Annotated in this window: 24 protein-coding genes; 15 read left to right on the top strand and 9 right to left on the bottom strand. The window is 61.2% G+C overall.

Features of this window, described 5'->3' with window-relative positions:
* Window positions 1-5: 5 nt before the first annotated feature.
* Window positions 6-1,448, bottom strand: coding sequence for an aldehyde dehydrogenase family protein (locus V6093_RS06405; protein WP_003254061.1), 1,443 nt, complete (start codon window positions 1,446-1,448; stop codon window positions 6-8).
* A gap of 95 nt (window positions 1,449-1,543) precedes the next feature.
* Between V6093_RS06405 and V6093_RS06400 the strand changes: the two genes are divergently transcribed.
* Entirely contained in the window at window positions 1,544-2,431 is an 888-nt protein-coding gene (locus tag V6093_RS06400) for a LysR family transcriptional regulator (protein ID WP_014860458.1), read from the top strand.
* 66 nt (window positions 2,432-2,497) lie between these two features.
* Here the strand turns inward: V6093_RS06400 and V6093_RS06395 are convergent, their stop codons facing one another.
* The 4 genes from V6093_RS06395 to V6093_RS06380 form a co-directional block, all read right to left on the bottom strand.
* Window positions 2,498-3,427, bottom strand: coding sequence for a LysR family transcriptional regulator (locus V6093_RS06395; protein ID WP_406669743.1), 930 nt, complete (start codon window positions 3,425-3,427; stop codon window positions 2,498-2,500).
* 98 nt (window positions 3,428-3,525) lie between these two features.
* Entirely contained in the window at window positions 3,526-4,035 is a 510-nt protein-coding gene (locus V6093_RS06390) for a flavin reductase family protein (RefSeq protein ID WP_004576490.1), read from the bottom strand.
* Window positions 4,036-4,060: 25 nt separating this feature from the next.
* Window positions 4,061-5,095, bottom strand: a complete 1,035-nt coding sequence (locus tag V6093_RS06385) for a methionine synthase (protein WP_047602993.1) — start codon at window positions 5,093-5,095, stop codon at window positions 4,061-4,063.
* Between the two features lie 26 nt (window positions 5,096-5,121).
* Window positions 5,122-6,105: a DUF1852 domain-containing protein gene (locus V6093_RS06380; RefSeq protein ID WP_004576492.1), complete on the bottom strand. Its 984-nt coding sequence runs from the start codon at window positions 6,103-6,105 to the stop codon at window positions 5,122-5,124.
* 231 nt (window positions 6,106-6,336) lie between these two features.
* Between V6093_RS06380 and V6093_RS06375 the strand changes: the two genes are divergently transcribed.
* Together V6093_RS06375 and V6093_RS06370 are read left to right on the top strand one after the other, a co-directional pair.
* Window positions 6,337-6,837: a peroxiredoxin gene (locus V6093_RS06375; RefSeq protein ID WP_274082860.1), complete on the top strand. Its 501-nt coding sequence runs from the start codon at window positions 6,337-6,339 to the stop codon at window positions 6,835-6,837.
* A gap of 86 nt (window positions 6,838-6,923) precedes the next feature.
* Window positions 6,924-7,862 (top strand): LysR family transcriptional regulator, encoded by a 939-nt coding sequence (locus V6093_RS06370; RefSeq protein ID WP_004576494.1) that lies wholly within the window; start codon window positions 6,924-6,926, stop codon window positions 7,860-7,862.
* Here V6093_RS06370 and V6093_RS06365 read toward each other — a convergent pair.
* Window positions 7,839-8,969 (bottom strand): porin, encoded by a 1,131-nt coding sequence (locus V6093_RS06365; RefSeq protein WP_047602991.1) that lies wholly within the window; start codon window positions 8,967-8,969, stop codon window positions 7,839-7,841. The two genes, V6093_RS06370 and V6093_RS06365, sit on opposite strands and share 24 nt — an antisense overlap.
* A 373-nt stretch (window positions 8,970-9,342) precedes the next feature.
* On the opposite strand from V6093_RS06365, the gene V6093_RS06360 reads away from it, so the two are divergent.
* Both V6093_RS06360 and V6093_RS06355 read left to right on the top strand, forming a co-directional pair.
* The gene (locus V6093_RS06360) at window positions 9,343-10,644 is read left to right on the top strand and encodes an MFS transporter (RefSeq protein WP_047602990.1); all 1,302 of its coding nucleotides are present in this window, start codon (window positions 9,343-9,345) and stop codon (window positions 10,642-10,644) included.
* A 1-nt stretch (window position 10,645) separates the two neighbouring features.
* Entirely contained in the window at window positions 10,646-11,830 is a 1,185-nt protein-coding gene (locus tag V6093_RS06355) for a M20 aminoacylase family protein (protein WP_019436683.1), read from the top strand.
* Window positions 11,831-12,001: 171 nt separating this feature from the next.
* Here V6093_RS06355 and V6093_RS06350 read toward each other — a convergent pair whose 3' ends face one another.
* Complete coding sequence (locus V6093_RS06350) at window positions 12,002-12,553, bottom strand: GNAT family N-acetyltransferase (RefSeq protein ID WP_047602989.1); 552 nt, start codon at window positions 12,551-12,553, stop codon at window positions 12,002-12,004.
* A 180-nt stretch (window positions 12,554-12,733) separates the two neighbouring features.
* Here V6093_RS06350 and V6093_RS06345 point away from each other — a divergent pair, with 180 nt between their 5' ends.
* From V6093_RS06345 to V6093_RS06300, 10 genes are all read left to right on the top strand, one after another.
* Window positions 12,734-12,991, top strand: coding sequence for a hypothetical protein (locus V6093_RS06345; RefSeq protein ID WP_003254043.1), 258 nt, complete (start codon window positions 12,734-12,736; stop codon window positions 12,989-12,991).
* A 66-nt stretch (window positions 12,992-13,057) separates the two neighbouring features.
* The gene (locus tag V6093_RS06340) at window positions 13,058-13,300 is read left to right on the top strand and encodes a hypothetical protein (protein ID WP_003254042.1); all 243 of its coding nucleotides are present in this window, start codon (window positions 13,058-13,060) and stop codon (window positions 13,298-13,300) included.
* The gene (gene xth, locus V6093_RS06335; protein WP_003254040.1) at window positions 13,297-14,094 is read left to right on the top strand and encodes an exodeoxyribonuclease III; all 798 of its coding nucleotides are present in this window, start codon (window positions 13,297-13,299) and stop codon (window positions 14,092-14,094) included. The genes V6093_RS06340 and xth overlap by 4 nt, the downstream gene beginning before the upstream one ends.
* Before the next feature lie 116 nt (window positions 14,095-14,210).
* Window positions 14,211-14,891, top strand: coding sequence for a thermostable hemolysin (locus V6093_RS06330; RefSeq protein WP_033725924.1), 681 nt, complete (start codon window positions 14,211-14,213; stop codon window positions 14,889-14,891).
* The gene (locus V6093_RS06325) at window positions 14,881-16,350 is read left to right on the top strand and encodes an AMP-binding protein (protein WP_047602988.1); all 1,470 of its coding nucleotides are present in this window, start codon (window positions 14,881-14,883) and stop codon (window positions 16,348-16,350) included. The genes V6093_RS06330 and V6093_RS06325 overlap by 11 nt, the downstream gene beginning before the upstream one ends.
* Before the next feature lie 8 nt (window positions 16,351-16,358).
* Entirely contained in the window at window positions 16,359-17,039 is a 681-nt protein-coding gene (locus V6093_RS06320; RefSeq protein WP_003254035.1) for a TenA family transcriptional regulator, read from the top strand.
* Window positions 17,026-17,832, top strand: a complete 807-nt coding sequence (locus tag V6093_RS06315; protein WP_003254034.1) for an SDR family oxidoreductase — start codon at window positions 17,026-17,028, stop codon at window positions 17,830-17,832. Before V6093_RS06320 ends, V6093_RS06315 begins: the two co-directional genes overlap by 14 nt.
* Complete coding sequence (locus V6093_RS06310) at window positions 17,829-18,470, top strand: hypothetical protein (RefSeq protein ID WP_003254032.1); 642 nt, start codon at window positions 17,829-17,831, stop codon at window positions 18,468-18,470. Before V6093_RS06315 ends, V6093_RS06310 begins: the two co-directional genes overlap by 4 nt.
* A 2-nt stretch (window positions 18,471-18,472) precedes the next feature.
* Window positions 18,473-19,135: a response regulator gene (locus tag V6093_RS06305; RefSeq protein ID WP_003254030.1), complete on the top strand. Its 663-nt coding sequence runs from the start codon at window positions 18,473-18,475 to the stop codon at window positions 19,133-19,135.
* Window positions 19,132-20,496 carry a HAMP domain-containing sensor histidine kinase gene (locus V6093_RS06300; protein ID WP_047602987.1) on the top strand — a complete coding sequence of 455 codons (1,365 nt, stop codon included), beginning with the start codon at window positions 19,132-19,134 and terminating at the stop codon, window positions 20,494-20,496. Before V6093_RS06305 ends, V6093_RS06300 begins: the two co-directional genes overlap by 4 nt.
* A gap of 12 nt (window positions 20,497-20,508) precedes the next feature.
* Here the strand turns inward: V6093_RS06300 and arsH are convergent, their stop codons facing one another.
* The gene (arsH, locus tag V6093_RS06295; protein WP_003254027.1) at window positions 20,509-21,210 is read right to left on the bottom strand and encodes an arsenical resistance protein ArsH; all 702 of its coding nucleotides are present in this window, start codon (window positions 21,208-21,210) and stop codon (window positions 20,509-20,511) included.
* A 13-nt stretch (window positions 21,211-21,223) separates the two neighbouring features.
* The gene (locus V6093_RS06290; protein WP_406669742.1) at window positions 21,224-21,694 is read right to left on the bottom strand and encodes an arsenate reductase ArsC; all 471 of its coding nucleotides are present in this window, start codon (window positions 21,692-21,694) and stop codon (window positions 21,224-21,226) included.
* Window positions 21,695-21,722: the final 28 nt, after the last annotated feature.

Below are 21,722 nucleotides of genomic sequence, written 5' to 3'. Positions count from 1 at the left end.
TTCCTTCAGGGCCGCAGGTAGGTGGTCTTGACCACGGTGTAGAAGTCGCGAGCGTATTGCCCCTGTTCCCGGGGGCCGAAACTCGAGGCTTTGCGGCCCCCGAATGGCACGTGGTAGTCGGTCCCGGCGGTGGGCAGATTGACCATCACGCAACCGGTCTGGGCGCGGCGCTTGAAGTGGCTGGCGTGGCGCAGCGACTGGGTGATGATCCCGGCTGTGAGGCCGTACTCGGTATCATTGAGCGTGGCCAGCGCCTCTTCAAAATCGCGCACGCGGATCACGCAGGCGATGGGGCCGAACACTTCCTCGCGGTTGATGCGCATGTCGTTGCGGCTGTTGATGAACAAGGCCGGGCGCATGTAGTAGCCATCGGAGGCCAATTGCAGGCGCTCGCCGCCTTCTATCAGGGTGGCGCCTTCGGCCTGGGCCAGTTGCAGGTAGGCCAGGTTCTGTTCCAGCTGGCGCGCGTCAGCTACCGGGCCGATCTGGACGCCAGCCTCCAGTGCATGGCCGACCTTGAGCTGGCGCATGCGCAGGCGCAGCGCCTCGACGAAGCGGTCGTGGATGCCGTCGCAGACGATCAGCCGTGATGACGCAGTGCATTTCTGCCCAGTGCCAAAGAAGGCCCCGTTGAGCGCGCATTCCACGGCCAGTTCGAGGTCGGCGTCGTCCATGACCACCAGGGCATTCTTGCTACCCATTTCCAGCTGGCAGCGCACCAGGTTACCGGCGGTGGCCACCGCTACGCGTCGGCCCGTCTGCAGAGAACCGGTGAACGTCAGGGCATCGATCTCGGCGGACTCGATCAGGGCCTCGCCGACGTCGGCACCGCTGCCCATCACCAGGTTGAAGGTACCGCTGGGCAGGCCCTGACGGCTGATGATCTCGGTGAGCGCCCAGGCACTGGCTGGCACCAGGTTGGCCGGCTTGAACACCACGGCGTTGCCAAAGGCCAAGGCCGGGGCGATTTTCCAGGCGGCGGTGGCCATGGGGAAGTTCCATGGGGTAATGATGCCCACCACACCCACCGGTTCGCGATGCACTTCGATGTCGACCCCTGGGCGCACCGAGGCGGCAGTCTCGCCCATCTGACGCAGCACTTCGGCGGCGTAGTAATGGAAGAACTGGCCACTGCGGTTGACCTCGCCGATGCCTTCGGCCAAGGGTTTGCCTTCTTCTCGCGACAGCAGTTCGCCGAGTTCTTCCTTGCGGGCGATCAGCTCGTCGCCGATGGCCATCAGCACTTGTTGGCGGCTTTCCAGGCCACTGGCGGCCCACAGGGGTTGAGCGGCGCGGGCGGCCTGAATGGCCTGGCGGGCCTGTTCGGCGCTGGCCTGATGGTACTGGCCGATCAGGTCGCCAGTGTCCGAGGGGCTGTAGTTGCCCAAAGTGGCGTGGCCTTCACACCACTGGCCATCGATGTAGTTGTTGTAGGTCTTGTGTGACATGGATGAACGCCTCCGTTTGCATGGCATTCATCATGCGAGCAATATGCAGCAAATAAAAATTAATAAAAAAAATGCTTTGATAAGGAATGCTAACCATGTTGCCCGAGCTGAAAATCGCGCAGTTGCGTTACTTCGTACTGGTCGCCGAACACAAGAGTTTCCACGCGGCCGCCCGCCAGGCCTTTCGCACCCAGCCTGCGATATCCCTGGCCCTGCGTGAACTGGAGCAGAAGCTGGGGCAGGCACTGGTCGAAAAGGGCGGTGGCCGGGTAGAGCTGACGCCATATGGCGAGCATTGCCTCCCGTTGTTTCGTGGCTTGATCGAGCACCATGACCGTATTGCGCGTGAAGCCATGCTGTTTGCCCGGCATGAAATCGGCCAGGTCAGCATCGCCACCGTGCCTTCTGTGGCCAGCCGAATGCTGCCAGGGCCGCTGGCCCGCTTTGTGGCCGCGCACCCCAATGTGCAGGTCAGCATTCAGGACGGCACGGCCGAACGTGTGCAGCAGTTGCTCGCTCAAGGGCAGGTTGATTTCGGCATCAGCAGCCTGTGGGTGGACGATGACCAGCTCGAATTCGCCCCCATCGTGAATGATCAGGTTGGCGTGGTGTGCCGCAGCGACCACCCGCTGGCGCAGGCGGGGGGGCAGCTGCATTGGGCGCAGTTGCTGGGCGTGCCGATGATCCGCAACGGTACCTCGCAATTACTGGCGGGTACCGAGGCCGAGGGTTTGCTGGCCGATAGCCGGCTGTTCATTTCCAACATGATTTCGTTGATCGCCATGCTGGAGGAGGGGGTAGGGATCAGTACCTTGCCGTACCTCGCTTTTCCGCAGGAGAACGAAAAACTGGCGTTCGTGCCCCTTGTGGAGCCCAAGGTAGAACGGCACATCGGCATGCTCACCCGCAAAGGGCGCAGCTTGTCACCTGTGGCGGGGGCACTGATGGCGTTTCTGCAAGTGCAGTTGGCGAAGGCTGGCTGATTCCTTGGCCGTAGGGGCATGGCGCGCCATGGCCGGCACTGAGGTTCGCAAACGCACGCCCGGGCTTCAGATAACCGGGCCTGAAGGCACGCTGACACCTGCCAGCGTGGTGAACGAAATATCCTTGGCCGTCAGCAGAAAATCACGCACGTACGGCACCTCCAGCATGTCACTGCGCAGTGCCGCATAGAGGTTTGCCTGCAGGCCGTGTTCGCCAAGGCGCTTGGCGGTTACATAGCCGCGCGAACTGTATTCGTGCACGGCCCAGTTGGGCAGGCAGCAGACGCCGCGCCCGGACGCAACCAGTTGCATCATCATCACGGTAAGTTCTGAGGTGCGGACCTGTGCGGGCTCGACGTCGGCGGGGTCGAGGAAGCGGGTGAAGATGTCCAGGCGGGTGCGTTCGATCGGGTAGCTGATCAGTGTCTGGCTGGCGATATCGGCGGGCTCCAGGTACGGCTTGTGGCGCATGGCGTGGTGGTTGTCGATGGCCAGCAGCGCCTCGTAGCTGAACAGAGGCACGTAGCTGATACCCGGCAATGTCACCGGGTCGGAGGTCACCACCAGGTCCAGGTCGCCGCGCTCCAGGGCTGGCAGTGGCGCGAAGGAAAAACCCGAGGCGAGGTCCAGTTCCACCTCAGGCCAGGCGCCGCGGAACTCATCCACTGAAGGCATCAGCCACTGGTAGCAGCTGTGGCACTCGATGGCGATGTGCAACCGTCCGGCGCAGCCCCCGGCCAGCTTGCCCAGGTCCCGTTCGGTATTGCGGATCTGAGGCAGCACCTGATCGGCCAGCTGCAGCAGCTTCAGCCCGGCGCTGGTGAAGCGCACCGGCCTGGATTTGCGCACGAACAGTGGCATGCCGATGCGCTCTTCCATATCGCGGAACTGGTGCGACAGGGCTGATTGTGTCAGGTGCAGGCGCTCGGCGGCCTCTTGCAGGCTGTCGGTTTCACGCAGCGCGTGGAGGGTTCGCAGGTGGCGTAAATCGATCATGAGTAAAATGGCGGATCAACGCAGTAATGGCGGGTTTTCTTCACTGCTGCGTGATCCTGACAATTCCTTTGCTGGGTTTTCCGTGAGTGGGGTGAGGCTCAAGCCGCGTGAGGCGCGGCGAGGTTGCAGTACTGCCCCTTGAAATACAGCAGCGGCTGCGTGGCAGCAGTGGCCTGCAGGTTCAACGCTTTGACTTCGCCAATCACGATCAGGTGGTCCCCGGCGGCATGTTCGGCGTGAATTTCGCAATCAAGCCAATGCAGGCTGCCGGCAATGATCGGGTTGCCCAACGGCGATGCTTGCCATTCGACGCCCTGCCACTTGTTGGCGCCGCGCCGGGCAAACTGGTTGGAAATGCCGACCTGTTCACCTGACAGGATGTTGACCGTGAAGCGCCCAGCCTGGCGAATTTTCGGGTAGCTGGCCGAACGGGACATCACACTGAATGACACCAGCGGCGGGCTCATCGATACGCTGTAGAACGACTGGCAGGTGAAGCCGATCGGCTCACCTTCGTGGTGCGATGTAATCACCGTGATGCCGGAGGCGTAGTGCCCGAGTGCCTGGCGAAAAGTCGACGGCTCGATCGCCGTACCGGAAAGCAACATGGTAGGTCCTGTGGCTGCATTCATTTCAGCGTGCGTTAGCGAGTTCCTGACGGACGATGGCTGCGCCTGCACTCAACGCCTTGAGCTTGCCGCTGGCTACCTGGCGAGGCAGGGGTGCCATGCCGCAATTGGTGCAAGGGTAGAGCTTGTCGGCATCGACGAATTGCAGTGCCTTGCGCAGGGTGGCGGCGACCTGTTCGGGTGTTTCAATGACATGGGTGGCCACATCGATGGCGCCGACCATGACTTTCTTGCCGCGAATCAGCTCGAGCAGGTCCATCGGAACATGCGAGTTATGGCATTCCAGCGAAATGATATCGATGCTGGACTGCTGCAGTTTGGGGAAGGCCTGTTCGTATTGCCGCCATTCTGAACCGAGGGTCTTTTTCCAGTCGGTGTTGGCTTTGATGCCATAGCCATAGCATATATGGACGGCCGTTTCGCACTTGAGGCCCTCGATGGCCCTTTCCAGGGTAGCCACGCCCCAGTCATTCACATCGTCAAAGAAAACATTGAATGCCGGTTCATCGAACTGAATGATGTCCACGCCCGCGGCTTCCAGTTCTCTGGCTTCCTGGTTGAGAATCTTGGCGAACTCCCAGGCCAGTTTCTCGCGGCTTTTGTAGTGGTTGTCATACAGTGTGTCGATCATGGTCATGGGGCCGGGCAGCGCCCACTTTATCGGCTGTGTGGTGTGCTGGCGCAAGAACTTGGCATCTTCGACAAACACCGGCTTTTGTCGAGCGACAGCACCCATAACCGTCGGTACGCTTGCATCGTAGCGGTCACGGATTCTAACGGTTTTCCGTTGTTCGAAATCAACGCCGCTGAGGTGCTCGATAAACGTGGTGACAAAGTGCTGCCGGGTTTGCTCGCCGTCACTGACGATGTCGATACCGGCGTGTTGTTGTTCTTGCAAGGCCAGGCGCAAGGCATCCTGTTTGCCTTCGATCAGTTGCGCGTCTTGCAACTTCCACGGTGACCAAAGTGTTTCGGGTTGAGCAAGCCAGGCGGGTTTAGGCAGGCTGCCGGCCGTGGAGGTGGGTAGCAATGTGTTCATGAACTGTGACCTTGTGCTTTGAATGTTCAACGTGCGTATTGAGCGGACCATTGCGCCAGCGTGGCCTGGTAGGGTTTGACAAATTGCTCCTCGGCAAACTTGCCCTGCTCGATCGCCAGGCGGCTGCGCTCTTCCCGGTCGTAGACAATGCGCGTGAGCGAGTAATCCTGGTTTTGCAGGCTGGGCTGGTAGGCCTTGCCTGCGGGAGAATTGGCGTTGTAGATCTCGGGTCGGTAGATTTTTTGAAAGGTGTCCATGGTGCTGATGGTGCTGATCAGTTCAAGGTCGGTGTAGTCAGCCAGCAAGTCGCCGGCAAAATAAAACGCCAACGGGGCGACGCTGTTCGGCGGCATGAAATAGCGCACCTTCAAGCCCATTTTCTTGAAGTATTCATCCGTCAGCGAGTACTCATCCTGCTGGTACTCAACCCCTAGCACAGGGTGCTGATTTTCGGTGCGCAGGTAAGTCCTGCTGCTGGATACGCTCAGGCAGATAACCGGTGGTTTGCTGAAATGCTCCTGGTAGGTTTGCGAGTTGACGAAGCATTTGAACAGGTTGCCATGCAGCTCGCCGAAATGATCGGGTGTGCTGAAGGTCGACCGATGCTTGTTATGCTCCAGTAACAGCACGCTGAAGTCGTAATCGCGCACGTACGAAGAGAAGTTGTTGCCTACCATGCCTTCGAGGCGCGTATTGTTTTGGCGGTCGACAATATGGGTTTTCAATATTTCGATCAGCGGCAGTGCATGGCCGTGCTGCGCATTTTCAATATTCATTTCCACCGATATGATGTCCAGCTCTACGCGGTAGCGATCATGTTCGGGGTTGTCCCAGTGCGCCAGCGCATTGAAACGGTTATTGATCATCGTCAAGGTATTGCGCAGGTTTTGCTGGCGGTTTGCACCCCGGGCCAAATTGGCGAAGTTGGTCGTGATGCGAGTGTTTTCGGCGGGGTGATAATGTTCGTCGAACGCAATGCGCTTGACGGTGAATGTTGGCGCTTTATTCATGGTGACGGCTTCCAGATGCCTGAGTGTGAGCAACTCAGTGCTGGTCAGTTGCGTAGGCTGAGTCGTTCACACCGTAATCTTGATGTGTTTGATTGAGGCGTATCCTAGGCGGGGCGCTGCATGAATGATATTGAAGTTATTTCACAGGTTTTTTAGCCCTGCTCATGATGCGTTGCCTGGTCGACTGCGGCATCATGGCCGCCTGGCCCTCACCTCACCCAGGAGACAGCGATGATCAAAACCGGCGATCAACTGCCCGACGTTACCCTTTATCAATACAACAGCGACGCAGGCGCCTGCGCGATCGGCCCGATGGCCTTTTCCATTCGCGAGCGTTGCAAGCACAAGAAGGTGCTGATCTTCGCGTTGCCGGGCGCATTCACGCCGACGTGCTCTGAACGTCACGTTCCCGGTTATGTCGCGGCGGCCCCTGCGTTGTGTGCGGCTGGCATTGACGAAATCCTGTGCGTCTCGGTGAACGATGCCTTTGTCATGAACGCCTGGGGCAACAGCATGCAGGTCGGGGATGCGGTCAAGATGATCGGCGATGGCAATGGCGAATTCAGCGAGGCGCTGGGGCTGACCCAGGACCTTTCGGCACGCGGTTTGGGGCGGCGCTCGCAGCGGTATGCGATGTGGGTCGACGACCAGGTAGTCCAGTACATTGCGGTTGAAAGCCCCGGCAAGTTCGAGGTCAGTGATGCGGCCAGCCTGCTGGCTGTGTTGCGCTAGCCATACCTTTCAGGCCTTGCCGACAACGGCTGTCAGGGCTGCCAGAACACTTTTCGAACCGGCCGCTAACAACAAGGTATAAACGGTTGAAACTTCACCAACTCAGGGCGCTGGTCGCCATTCATAACGCAGGCAGCATCCTCGAAGCCTCCAAGCTCATGCACATTACTCAGCCCGCGCTGAGCCGTTCGATCAAGGAGCTGGAGCGGGAGGTGGGGTTTACCCTGTTGCAGCGGTCGCACAAAGGCATGGCCCTTACCGAGGAAGGCAAGCGTGTCATCCGCCATGCCAACCTCGTGGTAGAGAGCATACGCCGCCTGCAGATCGAAGCGGCGAGCATTCAGGATGCGGCGCTGGGCGCCGTGTCGATCGGGGTTACGTCGTTGACGGCGATGCTCGATGGCGTCGATGAAAGTATCCTGGCCTTTCGGCGCAAGTACCCGCGGGTGAAGATCACCATCACCGACCTGCGTCCCAGCCAGATCCTGCAGCGCTTGCGCGATGGCAGCCTGGACTTTGCCATTACTTCGCAGCAACCGCTGAGTCGGCTGAGCCTGGACTGGGAGGCGCTTGGCAGTATCAAGGGCAGGGTGATTTGCCACGCCTCGAATCGGCAGAAGTTCAGCCAGTCACTGCGCACCCTGCAATACGCCCCCTGGATCAGCCTGGACGAGTTGTCGGACCAGGCTTCGCAGTTTCACCAACTGTTCGAAGCCAATGGCCTTCGGGTGCCACAGAACACCGTTGAATGCACTTCAGTGATGATGGCGCTGAAGCTGTTGAAGAACACGGAATCGTTGATGACCATCAGCGAGCTGGCGGTGGACCAAGGGTCTACCTACGGTATCGATTGCGAGTTCGTAGCCATGGCGGTGCAGGAGTTGATTCCGGATTACCCCATCAACCTGGTCTGCATTGACCGCCACAGCCTCACGGCGCCTGCCCAGGAGCTGTTCCACAGCTTGCGCGGGCAGGTGCTCAAGCAGACCCGCCCCGTGGGGTCAGAAGTGGTAGTACATGCCTAGCGAGACGTTGCTTGGGTTATCGCCCGCCTGGTCCACCGGGGTCCCGGCGTAGGTGACCGACGAGGCGCGCTGGTTGGCGATCATGCCGAGGCGTCCATAGAGGGCCCAGCGGGGGTTGATGAAATGGTCATAGCCGATCATCACACCCCACGCGTCCTTGTCACGGGCGCTGACCTGGCGTTGCATCACCGCCAGGCGCAGCACGTCCAGCTCGCCCACTGGCGCCATCATGCCAAAGGTGTACAGCGTGGTGCTGGGCGTGCCGGCCTGGTCCACGTCCTGACGCTGCCAGGTGAGGCTGGTGGCCAGCGGGCCGAAATCGTAGAACGCCGACAGGCTCTTGAAATCGTTGGCGGTCTGGCGTGAAACGCCGCCGTCGTCCCATGGGTCGCTGTAGTAACGGTTGTAGGAGGCCAGCAACATCACCCGGCTGTTGCGGTACTGCAGCCGGGCGCCACCGCCACGTACGGTGCGCCCAGCGCTGGCGGCATCGTCGAAGCCGAAGCTCAGCGCGGTACCGAGGCTGAAGCCGCTGAAGGTCGGGCTGGTGTAGACCAGGGTGTGCTTGGGGCGCAGGTCAAGGTAGAAGGCGCCCTTGCCGGCGGCAGGCAGGGCCAGGTAGGTGTAGGGCGAGCCATAGGTGGCCAGGAACGGGTCGGCGTAGGTGGGCGTGGCCATGCCGTAGGTCTTGCCGAACTCGAGCTTGCCCAGGGTGCGCGAGCGCAGGGCGACTGTCGCCAGGCGCAGGGTACCGACGGTGTCCCAGGTGCCCTCCAGGGCCTCGCCATTGAGGTTGAAACCCTCCTCGACGTCAAGCTCCACCACGGTATCGGGGTCAAGCGCCTTGCGTGCGTACAGCCCGAGCTTGTTGGTCCAGGCGCCGCCACCGGCCAGCCTGAAACCCGAGTGGTGCTGTGAGTCGTGATAGCTGGCGAATGCATCCACGGTGCCGTACACCTTGAGCGTGTCATCGAAGCCGTAATCCAGCCCGTAATAACCAAAACCCGGCGCAATCCGCGCGAGCGTCGGAAAACCCTCTGCCTGTGCCTGCGCAGCAAGGCAAGCCCCTTGGATCATCAACAGCAACGATGTAATGCGAGTGTTCATTCACGACTCCAGGCCAGCACGGTGATGGGGTGGCTTTAGCGTCGGTGAACAGAACGTTGCAGCGTGATTGCTTATTCGGTCAGGTCATGCCGTTTGGTTAATCAGGGGCTGGCGCGGCGTGTGGATTGGCGAGCGCATCCGCGTTAGACAGGCTTCGTACCTGCGTCAACGCTGCGCTACGGCTGCTGATTTGTGGGCGTTATTGGGGCCGCGCGCGGAGCGAGGGCGGACTGTGCGCCAGCTCAGGGCAATTTGGCCAACGATCGCGCCAGCTAATTAATCATTGGTTATCCCTATGCCGAAACTGCAAGTGTATTGGGTGCCCGATTGGCTGATATTCGCTGCACGCCGCGATTTGCCAACGGAGACAACAATGATCAGACCGCTACCCACATCGCCGAGCCTGCAAAAAGGTGCGCATTCAGCCGCGCAGGTATCGTCCTCCCGTAAAACCTTGGTCGCCTGCTCGTTGGGCAATGCGCTGGAAATGTACGACTTCACGATCTACAGCTTCTTCGCTGTACTGATCGGCAAGCACTTCTTCCCCTCTGACTCGGCCATGGCGTCGTTGTTGATGTCGCTGGCCACCTTTGGCGTCGGTTTCCTGATGCGCCCGGTCGGGGCGATGGTCATCGGCCGCTATGCTGACCGGCATGGACGCAAGGCCGCTTTGAGCCTGACCATCGGGCTGATGACCCTGGGCACCGCAATGATTGCCTTTGCGCCCACGTATTCACAGATCGGGATTTTCGCCACCTTGCTGCTGGTGACCGGCCGGCTCATCCAGGGCATGTCGGCAGGCGGGGAGGTCGGTACCGCGTCGGTGTTCCTGATGGAATCCAGTGCAGTCGGCAATCGCTGCCAGAGCGTCAGCTGGCAGGCCGCCAGCCAAGGCTATGCCGCCTTGGTGGGGGCCGGCTTTGGCCTGGCCCTCAGCCAGTTGCTCGACCCTTCCGCGCTGGAAAGCTGGGGATGGCGCATACCGTTCATTTTTGGCCTGCTGATCGGGCCGGTCGGTTGGTACATACGCACGCGGTTGCCGGAGACCCATGAGGCCGCACCGGCGCAGAAGGCAGAGCAGGGGCTGGATGCCGAACTGCTCAAACGCATCGCCCAAGGCATCGGCCTGATGGCCAGCTCGACCATTGGCATGTACCTGTTCGTGTTCTACATGCCGACCTACCTGACCACCGCCTTGCATTATCCACCCGGCAGCGCGATGGCGATTGCCTGCATCAGTAGCGGTTGCATGGCCGTCATCTGCCCGTTGGCCGGCAAATTCGCCGACAAGTATCAGCTCAGAAAACGCCTGCTGGTGTGGACGGTCGCCGCACCGGTGGTGTTGACCCTGCCCGTGTTCTATCTGCTTGGGCACGTGCAGCACATGGGCCTGGCCATGATGGGCGTGGCGATCCTGATCTTGCCGACCTGTATCGGTGCCGGTGCGTTCTTCGCGCTGATCATGGAGGGCTTCCCGAAGGCCAGGCGCTCGTTCGGCACCTCGGTCAGCTACAGCCTGGGTGTGACCCTGTTCGGTGGTTTTTCGCCGTTGGTGGCCACTTGGCTGATTGCAGCGCTGGGCACGGCGTTGGCGCCAGCTTACTTCTTGCTGGCCGGCGGCATCGTCAGCCTGGCCTGCCTCAGGTACTTCCCCGAAAACAAAGGATGCGAGTGATATGGGTATTTTGCAGAGCAATCAAACACGGGGCTCAGCTGCCGAGCTGGATGAGTTCGTCATGCTGCGCCGGCAGATCCACGCTGCGCCGGAAATTGGCGGCGACACCCCCGATACAGCGGCCCTGGTAGCCGACAAGCTGCAAGCTTTGGGCTATGAAGTGCATCGCAATGTAGGTGGGCATGGTGTGGTCGGCGTGCTGAAAGTGGGGGACAGCCCGCGCAGCATCGGTTTGCGTGCAGACATGGACGCACTGCCGATGGGCGAAAAGAATGCGTTTGCGCATGCCAGCAAGATCCCCGGCCGCATGCATGCCTGTGGCCATGACGGGCATACCGCGATCCTGCTGGCAGCCGCTGCGCAACTGGCGACTACACGCCAGTTCAACGGGACGTTGAACGTGATATTCCAGCCCGACGAGGAGGGCCTGGCAGGGGCCAAGGCGATGATCGACGACGGCCTGTTCGAGCGCTTTCCGTGCGACTCGGTGTATGCGCTGCATAACATGCCCGGCCTGCCGGTGGGCACGTGCGTGGTGCAGGCGGGGCCCACCATGGCGTCCTCCGAACGTGTCAGCATTCGGATTACCGGCAAAGGTGGGCATGGTGCGATGCCGGAACTGTCGGTAGACCCGGTGATGGCGTTGAACAGCCTGATCAGTGGCATCCAGACCATCAAGTCGCGCAATCTGAGCGTCGAGGACTACGCCGTGATCAGCATCGGCATGATCCAGGCCGGCACCGTCTACAACATCATCCCTGACGAGGCCTGCATGTTGCTGAGCGTGCGCACCGACACGGCCCAGACCCAGCAGAAGATCAACAGCCGCATTGACGCCCTGGCCAAGGGGCATGCAGAAAGCTATGGCGTGGAGATCGAGGTGCAATTCACCCAACTGGCGCCCGCCTTGTGCAACAGCGATCACGAAAGCGCGTTGCTGCGTGACAGCCTGAGGCCGTTGTTCACCGACGGCGCGCTGCTGGACAAGATGCCGAAGAAGGTCATGGGCACCGAAGACTTTGCCTACATGTTGCAGGCGCGGCCGGGCTGTTACTTCATGCTGGGCAATGGCACCGGCGAGTTCCATGGGTGCTCGGTGCATAACCCCCACTACGATTTCAATGATGCGTTGGTGAAGATTGGCGCTGATTGTTGGGTGAAGTGGGTTCAGGACTATCTGCGTTGACCCCTTTGTCGGGGCTTGCCGGGGCTTCCACAGCTCCGGCAGGTGCCGCCTTTGCCGTGGAGAATACCCGGCGGTGCATGGCACCGGCTTCGCCGGTGTTCGCGGGCAAGCCCGCGCCTGCAGGCTGGACTGCCTTTTGACCCTGCATCATCTGCGCAGGCCGAGGCAGGGTCAGGTTTGCCTCCTGTCGAGCCAGGCACTGCGTGTCATCTCCCATACCTCTACCCGCATCTGCCCAGCGACAAAATGCCCGTCTCGCGTTGCCACCCTGCGCATGCCCTCATACTCCGAAACCCTGCGTGAAGCATGGTTGGCAACCGCTTTGGGAACCTGCATGACCGGACGCGACAATGTCTCGAACCAGTATGCGTTGATGACCTGACATGCTTCGCGCATATAGCCTTGCCCCCACCACTGCGGTGCAAGCCAGAAGCCTCGGTTGTTTCCAGGCTGTTCATACAGGCTGATGCTGCCAATGGTGTTCTCGGTTGCATCGCGCAGCCGGATCATCCAGTGCCATTCGCGGCCCGCCACCATGGCCGGCAGGGCGATATCACGCACATAGATCAATGCGCCGTCTTCCGGGTAAGGCCACGGCACACGACGGTCCAGATAACGGACGATCTCCCACTGGGGGAACAGTTTCTGAATGGTTGCTGCATCTCCCAACTGAAGGGGTGTGAGAACAAGACGGTCTGTGAACAGCGTTGGAAGGCAATCCATGGCACTCGCTCCTGAGCTTGCGGATAATGCGTCTGAGACTTGTGAAACTTGGTATCCATGCGTCTGAGCCGAAATAGTCTACGCTCTTAGCCGAAGCGCGTCGTGACAGGCTTCATCCCGTTATCGTCGCTCTGGCGATTCACACCGACGGACCAGGCTCGGTCCAAAGAGGGTGCTGCAATGGCGACTATCGACACCGAGAACCTTGCAAAGGGGCTGCAGCAGGTTGAAGCCTGCTGGCAGGCGTATACCTCGTCACAGCGGCTTGTCGAAGGCCTCGCGGGCAGCGACCGGAGCAGTGCCATTGAAACCGCCAACCGCGATTTCACCAGGTTTCAGAACCAGTGCCAGCTGTTTTATGCCGAAGTGCGCAAGAGGGCAGCGGATGCGGACAAGCTGGAGAGCGACATGGCACGGTATCCCCATTACTTTCAGTGACGCCCTGATTGAACGTCGCGCTGTGCCCGGGTTCTGACAAGCAAAGGGTACAGCGAGGACGCTTTCATGAGCATCGAACGCAACATTCCCGAGCTTGAAGCCTGGTACGCCCAGTACGACGACATCAGTTACCGGCGCGCGTCACCGGATGCCTACCACCATGAACTGCTTCGCACAGCCGAGGCCCTGCGCGACGACGGTGCCATCGACTGGGACGACTGGTTGGCGCTCAAGGCGCTGGCCGATGAGGCGCATATCCGCGCGCTGGAAGATGCCGTGCAGGCCCATGTGAGCGACCCGGACGCATGAAAGCGCTGAAGATTGCCACCTTCAACATCAATGGCATCCGCAGCCGTTTGCCGGCGCTGCTGGCCTGGCTGGAGCGGGAGCAGCCCGACATTGCCTGCCTGCAGGAGCTGAAGGCGGCCGATCAGCAGTTCCCTCGCGCGGAGCTGGAGGCAGCAGGCTATGGCAGCCTTCATCATGGGCAACCGTCATGGAACGGCGTGGCCATTCTGGTGCGGGGCAGCGATCCGCTCGAGGTTCGCCGCGGCTTGCCCGGCCTGGAAGAGGACAGCCAGAGCCGCTATCTGGAAGCTGCGGCACACGGGGTGTTGGTCGCTTGCCTCTACCTGCCGAACGGCAACCCGCAGCCCGGGCCCAAGTTCGATTACAAGCTGCACTGGTTCGAATGCCTGATCCAGCATGCGCGCAGCCTCTATGGAAGTGGCCACCCCACGCTGCTGGCAGGGGATTTCAATGTCGTGCCCACCGACATGGACATCTATAACCCGCGTTCCTGGCTGAAGGACGCACTGCTGCAGCCTGAGTCGCGAGCGTGTTACCAACGACTGCTTGATCAGGGCTGGCTCGATGCCATACGCCATCTGTACCCGGACGAGCGTGTCTACACCTTCTGGGACTATTTCCGTAACCACTGGGCCCGCAATGCCGGGTTGCGGATCGATCATCTGTTGCTCAACCTCGAGCTTGCGCCTTATCTGAAGCGGGCGGGTGTCGATGCGTGGGTGCGTAACGAGGCCAAGGCCAGCGACCATGCACCCGTCTGGATCGAGCTGGGCACGCGTCGTGCCCGGTCATAGTCAATTCAGCACATGAACGAGCACCGGGCTGAGGCGCTCCGACAGTAGCCGACTTCAGATTGCATTCAGATTCGGCCCCGATAATTCCCTCCGTCGCACCCAGGCGGGGAAATTTCATGACTCAGACTCATCAATGGCACAGTTTGCTTCCGTTACCCATCGGTAGCCATGCCGATCATCAGGCGCATCTTTCTCTTCACCTCAGCGGCGATCATGGGCGAGGCGAGCTGGAGCACTTCATACACGAGCGCTTTGCCTGCGTGCACCAGGCGGATGTGCAGCATTACCTGCCGGAACTGCTTGCCTTGCAGGGTAGCCACGGTCGCCTGATCGCGGCGGCGGGCATGCGACCGGCCAGCGAAGGGCCGCTCTTTCTTGAGCGGTACCTGGACGAGCCTCTGGAATCCGCTGTTTCACGGGTAACCGGTGCCTCACCGGATCGCAACTGCATGGTAGAAGTAGGCAACCTGGCCTCGCTCAGCGCCGGCAGCGCTCGAATAATGATCATTGCCGTGACGTGGTTGCTGGCCATGCGCGGTTTGGAGTGGGTCGCATTCACGGGCGCCGCGACACTGTTCAACAGTTTCCAGCGACTGGGGCTGGTGCCCACTGTTCTGGCCTCAGCGGATCCTGCGCGCTTGCAGGGCCAAGTGGACCAATGGGGGACCTACTACGACCAGCGACCCCAGGTATTTGCCGGCAACATAGGCTTTGGCTTCGATGCCCTGAAGCAGGCGGGCATGTTCGAGCGGCTTGGGTTTCCCATGCTAACCCTGGAGACCGGCCATGCGGCATGAACTGACTGCCTTTCAGGCACTGTTGCGCCAGCACGCGCTGGAACATCCTGACGCCGTGGCCGTCCAGGGCGATGCGCAGCGTTACACCTACCGGCAACTGCTCGACGAAGTCGAATCTCGTGCGGGCTGCCTGCGTAGCCAACCACCGGGAACCTTCGCCGTGGTGCTGGATAACGGGCCCGAGGCGCTATTCTGGGATTTGGCGGCGCTGTTCGCCGAACGCGCCACTGTGACAGTGCCGTCGTTTTTCAGCGCGACCCAGTTCCAGCACTGCTTGCAGCAAAGCGGAGTCACGGCGGTCGTGTGCGAGGCGCAGTGGGCCGAACAGCTCGTTGCGCTTGGCTTTGCCCGGCAGGCGCCAGCTGGCGTGTGGCAGCGTGACAGTTTTGTCGCCCCGGCGCTGCCTGAGGGCACAGCCAAGATCACTTACACCTCCGGTAGCACCGGCACGCCCAAAGGCGTGTGCCTGAGCGCTGAAACCCTGCTGCGTGTGGCGCATGAGCTGGAGGCCGCCAGCCGCCCAACCGAGCCGCAGCGATACCTGGCGGTACTGCCACTGGGTGTTCTGCTGGAAAACCTGGGCGTCTACGCCGCGCTCATGGCTGGCGCTTGTGTCCAGATCTATCCGCAGCAGCAGTTGGGGATGGGAGGCGCGAGCCAGGTCGATTTCAAGCGCCTGCTGGGCGCAATCGCCCTCAGTGGTGCGCAGAGCCTGATCCTTGTGCCGCAACTGCTGATGGGGTTGGTGACAGCGATCGAACGCGGGCTGATGCGGGTCGGCCCTCTGCGTTTGGTGGCGGTAGGCGGCGCTCGGGTTTCGCCAAGCCTGCTCGCGCGGGCCGAGGCGGTCGGTTTGCCGGTGTTCGAAGGTTACGGCTTGTCTGAGTGCGCCTCGGTAGTGGCGCTCAACCGCACAGGGGCTGTGCGCCCTGGGAGCGTCGGCAAGCCATTGCCGCATGTGCAGGTGCGCATTGCCGACGATGGCGAAGTTTTGGTGGCCGGCTCGATATTGCTGGGCTACCTGGGAGAGCCGCCGGTAACCGGGCAGTGGTGGGCAACAGGCGATGTAGGGCACCTCGATGAGGAGGGCTACCTCTACCTGGATGGCCGCAAGAAGCATCAGTTCATCACCAGCTTCGGGCGCAACGTCAACCCGGAGTGGGTAGAAGCCGAGCTGAGCCAAAGTGGCGTGATCGCCCAGGCTTTCGTGCATGGCGAGGCCTTGCCACGCAACCTTGCCTTGCTCTGGCCGCTGGATCCCGGCATCAGCGACGAGGCCATCGAACAGGCCGTACAGCAATGCAACGCGCGATTGCCCGATTACGCCAGGGTGCACGCCTGGCGCCGCTTGCCAGTGCCTCTGAGCACGCTTGACGAAACCCTGACTGCCAATGGCCGCCCGCGACGTGAGGCGATCTTGCAGCGTTACCACACCCTATTGTCCGACATCTCGTTGTGAGGTTCACAATGTCCTTTTTCGACACCCTGCAAGTACAAACCGCCCAAGAGCGTCAGGCGCTGTTCGCCGTACCGGTGATCCGCGAAGCGCTGGCCGGCCAGGTCAGCCTGGACAGCTACGTCGCCTTCCTGACCCAGGCCTATTACCACGTGCGCCATACCGTGCCACTGATGATGGCCTGTGGGGCTCGATTGCCGCTGCGGCTGGAGTGGCTGCGCGGCGCGGTCTGCGAATACATTGAAGAGGAATACGGCCACGAGCAGTGGATCCTCAATGACATCAAAGCGTGCGGCGGTGACTGGGAGGCCGTGCGCGATGGCCAGCCGGTGCAATCCATCGAGCTGATGGTCGCCTACCTGTACGACCTTATCGCCCGTGGCAACCCGGTTGGGTTGTTCGGCATGGTCAACGTGCTTGAAGGCACCAGCATCGCCCTGGCCACCCAGGCGGCGGGCGTTATCCAGAACACATTGGCACTGCCAGACCAGGCGTTCAGCTACCTCAGCTCGCACGGTGCGCTCGACCAGGAGCACATGGTGACCTACAAACAGTTGATGGACCGCCTCGACGATGCCGGTGACCAGCAGGCCGTCCTCCACGCGGCCAAGGTCGTCTACCGCTTGTACACCGAGATGTTCCAGGGCTTGCCGCGTGCCGGGCAGCAAGAGGTGCACCATGCGTTTGGCTGAGTCCGTGGTGATCCTCACCGGCGCCAGTGGGGGCATAGGCCTGGAATTGGCCGAACAGCTCTGCGCTGCCGGTGCCCAGGTGTTGGCCGTCAGTCGGCATATGGGCAAGCTGGCTGGCCTGATGAACCGGTACCCTGATCGTCTGCGCTGGCAGGAGGCCGACCTGCGCAGCCCGTCAGGGCGCGAACATGTCATCGAGCGGGCACGCGAGATGGGGGCTGTCAATGTGCTGATCAACGCGGCTGGCGTGAATCGCTTCGCTCTGCTCGACCAGCTGGATGAGTATGCGCTGGACGAGCTATTGGACATCAACCTGAAGGCACCCTTGCAACTGACCCGGGCCTGCCTGCCGTTGCTGCGTGCTCAGCCCAAGGCGTTGGTGGTCAATGTCGGGTCGACCTATGGCTCGATCGGCTACCCCGGCTACGCCACCTACTGCGCCAGCAAGTTTGCGCTGCGTGGTTTTTCGGAAGCGCTGCGCCGCGAGTTGGCCGACACCACGGTGAACGTGCTGTATGCCGCCCCCCGGGCGACCCGCACAACGATGAACAGCAGTGCTGCGACTGCGCTCAATCAAGCGCTGAAAGTTGGCATGGACGACCCTGCGGACGTCGCCCGTGCTGTGCTCGAGGCGGTGCAATCCGAGCGCACCGAGCTTTATCTGGGGTGGCCGGAAAAGTTCTTCGTGCGTATCAACGGGATGTTGCCGGGCATAGTCGATCGCGCACTGCGCAAGCAACTGCCAGTCATTCGCCGCTATATCGGTAGCCACTCCAAGGAGTCGAACAAATGAAGCGTCTGTTCATTGCCAGCTTGCTGGCATTTGCACCCTTCACCTGGGCATTGGACCAGGCAGGCAGCCAGCGCCTGAGTGATCTGCAGCAGCGCTGGGCGCAGATTCAGTACCAAATGCCCAAGGACACGCGTGCCGACGCCTTCGAAAAGCTGGCAGGCGATGCAGCAACGTTTGTTCATCAGTATCCGGGCACACCTGAACCCTTGATCTGGGAGGGCATCATCAACAGCAGTTGGGCGGGGGCGACGGGTGGCCTCGGTGCACTGGGCAAGGTCAAGGCGGCGAAAGCCAGCCTGGAGCAGGCCATGAAGCTGGACCCCAACGCCCTGCAAGGTTCGGCCTACACCAGCCTGGGCACGCTGTATGATCAGGTGCCCGGCTGGCCTATCGGTTTCGGTGATGCCGAAATGGCCGACAAAATGCTGCGCAAAGCCTTGCAGATCAACCCCAACGGTATCGACAGCAACTATTTCTGGGCTGATCATCTGTATCGGCAAAAGCGCTACCCTGAAGCTACCGCAGCCCTGCAGAAAGCCTTGCAGGCACCGCCCCGGCCGGGGCGTGAGTTGGCTGACCAGGGCCGGCGTGCCGATATCGATGCTTTACTCAAGGCCATCAAGGACAAACAGGACTGAACATGCGGCTGTTGCTGGTTGAGGATGACATTGCACTGGGGGAAGGGATCTGCGACGGCTTGCGCCAGGAGGGGTACACCCTCGACTGGTTGCGGGACGGTGTCAGTGGCTTGCATGCGCTGCAACACGAGACCTTCGACCTGCTGATCCTGGATCTTGGATTGCCCCGTATGGATGGCCTCGAGCTACTCAGGCGATTACGCGCCGGCGGCGACAGCTTGCCGGTGCTGATCCTCACCGCGCGGGATGCCCTTGATGATCGCATTGCCGGCCTGGATGCCGGCGCCGATGATTACCTGGTCAAGCCTTTCGACCTCAACGAGCTCAAGGCGCGCTTGCGCGCCTTGCTGCGGCGCAGCGTAGGGCGCGCCAAGGTGCTGATCGAGCATGCCGGGGTCAGCCTGGACCCGGCCACCCAGCAAGTGCATTACAACGGCGTTGAAGTTGTGCTCACCCCCAAAGAGTATGTGCTGTTGCATGAGTTGCTGGCACATCCCGGCAAGGTATTCACACGTGAGCGCCTCACTCAACTGCTGTATGGCTGGGATGAAGAACCGGAGAGCAACACGCTGGAGGTGAACATCTACCACCTGCGCAAGAAGCTGTTCAACAGCCTGATTCGCACGGTGCGCGGCATTGGCTATCTGGTCGAGGTCAAGGCATGAGCTCGCTACGCCAGCGTACGCTGTGGCGCGTGATGCTCTTGCTGCTACTGGGCACCGGCCTGCTCGCGCTCTACAACTACCATGACAGCAGCCACGAAATTAACGAGGTGTATGACGCGCACCTGGCCCAGAACGCGCGTTTGCTGCAAGGCGTCATGAGCATGCCGGTACAAGAGGGCTCGCGTGAGGCGCTGTATGAGGCCTTCAACGATGCCTTGGGCAAAGCGGGGCGGCACCAGGTGGGCCACCCTTACGAAAGCAAGCTGGCATTCCAGGTCTGGGGTGAAGGCATGGCGTTGCTGGTGCATACACCCAGTGCGCCGCCCATTGACCCACCACCCACTGCTCCAGGGTTCTACGACTTTTCCAGTGGCGGTGAGCAATGGCGCGGTTTCGTTTTGCCGGTGCCGGAAAAGCACTGGCTTATCTGGGTGGGTGAGCGTGATGATGTGCGCTACGACCTGATCGACCGCATCGTTCGCCACACGCTGTTCCCGTTCCTGCTTGGCAGCCTGGCGTTGGCACTGCTGGTGTGGGCTGCGATCGGCTGGGGGCTACGGCCACTGCAGAACATGGCCAATGTCATCCGCAGGCGCCATGCCGATTCGCTGGAGCCGCTGCAACTGGTACCGCTTCCCACTGAACTGGAGCCCATGCAGGCGGCCATCAATCGCTTGCTGGCGCAGATCGACGATCTGCTGCGGCGTGAGCATCGCTTCATTGCCGATGCTGCCCACGAAATGCGTACGCCTCTGGCCGTACTGCGGCTGCACGCGCAGAACGCGCTGGCCGCCAGCAATGATGCCGAGCGCGAGAAAGCCCTGGGCTTTCTTGTGGGTGGGGTCGATCGGCTGACACGGGTGGTCAACCAGTTGCTGACATTGGCCCGCGTTGAGCCAAAACTGGGGCAGCGAGCCAGCGCCCGTATCGACCTGGCCGAGGTCGTCACCGAAACCCTGGCTGAATTGACCCCATGGATACTGGACCGTGGCCTGGAACCCTCGCTGGACATAGGCGAAGGGGGCCTTCATCTGCAGGTCGACGCTGGCGCGCTGGGCATTGCGCTACAAAATCTTGTGTCCAACGCGGTAGAACATTCACCGCCTGGGGGGCGCATAGCCGTGTCACTGAGGCGCCTGGCCAGCCGTATCGAACTGGTCGTCGAGGATGAAGGGACGGGTATCGACGAGGAGAGCCTATCCCGTGTATTCGAACGCTTCTATAGCCGAAATAGCCCAAATGGTGCTGGCCTCGGGCTCTCCATCGTCGCGACCATCATCGACCGTATGGGGGGGCAGGTACGCCTTGAAAACAGAGCGGGTGGCGGGCTGGCCGCTACCCTGTCGTTTCCACTGTCTTGAATCACGTTTGCGTCAGATGGATCGCTGATTGACCCGCTCAGACAGCTGCTCGGCGCTTTCCTTGCGCTCCGAATAGCGATCCACCAGGAATGCCTGGCGGTCGCGCAGCAGCACGGTGAACTTCACCAGCTCCTCCATGACATCAACCACGCGATCGTAGTACGGCGATGGCTTCATCCGCCCGGTGTCGTCGAACTCCAGATAAGCCTTGGGTACCGAAGACTGGTTCGGGATGGTGAACATCCGCATCCAGCGGCCCAGCACACGCAACTGGTTGACCACGTTGAACGACTGCGATCCGCCGCACACCTGCATCACGGCCAGGGTCTTGCCTTGGGTGGGGCGCAATGCCCCCAGCGCCAACGGAATCCAGTCGATCTGTGCCTTGAACACCGCAGACATCGCCCCATGGCGCTCCGGCGAGCACCACACCTGGCCTTCTGACCATTGCACCAGTTCTCGCAGCTCCTGCACCTTGGGATGCTCCACGGGGACATCGTCAGGCAGCGGCAGGCCCGACGGGTCGAAGGTGCGGGTTTCGGCACCGAAGTGCTCCAGCAGACGCGCGGCTTCTTCTACCAGCAAGCGACTGAAGGAGCGTTCTCGGGTAGACCCGTACAGCAGCAGGATGCGTGGTTTGTGTTCGCTGGTCGGGGTTGCCGAAGGCGGCAGGTCGAACAGCGTGAGGTCGAGGTTAGGCAGTTGCTCGGACATGTATTTTTCCTGTTCAAAGCGAGCCGATGCGATCCAGCGCGTGCTTGAGCTGCTCGCGGTCGAGTTGATCGAACGGCAGTGCGAAGAAGGCCTGGCAGCGAGATCCGATGCGGGCCAGTGTGGCGCGGAACACCGCATCGACCGATGCTTCGTCACCCACGACATCGGAGGGGTCTTCCAGCCCCCAATGCGACTTCAGCGCAGGGCCGAAATACACCGGGCAGGCTTCGCCCGCGGCCTTGTCGCAGACGGTGATGACGATGTCGGGTGGGTTGCCCTCGAATGCATCGTTGCCTTTGCTGCTCAGGCCCTCGGTCGAAATATTGGCCTGCTGCAACGTGCTCAGGCTGCGTGGCAACACCTGGCCCTTGGGGAAACTGCCAGCGCTGACTGCCTCGAAACCGGGCGGTGCCAGGTGGTTGAACATTGCTTCGGACAGGATGCTGCGGCAGCTGTTGGCCGTGCACATGAACAGGACTCGCATGGAGGGCTCCTCCGCTGGGGGGCGAATG

The organism is Pseudomonas putida group bacterium ESBL64, from assembly GCF_045277175.1.
GTDB lineage: Bacteria > Pseudomonadota > Gammaproteobacteria > Pseudomonadales > Pseudomonadaceae > Aquipseudomonas > Aquipseudomonas alloputida.
The sequence above is the reverse complement of the archived record's forward strand: the minus strand, read 5'-3'. Positions and strand labels throughout refer to the sequence as shown.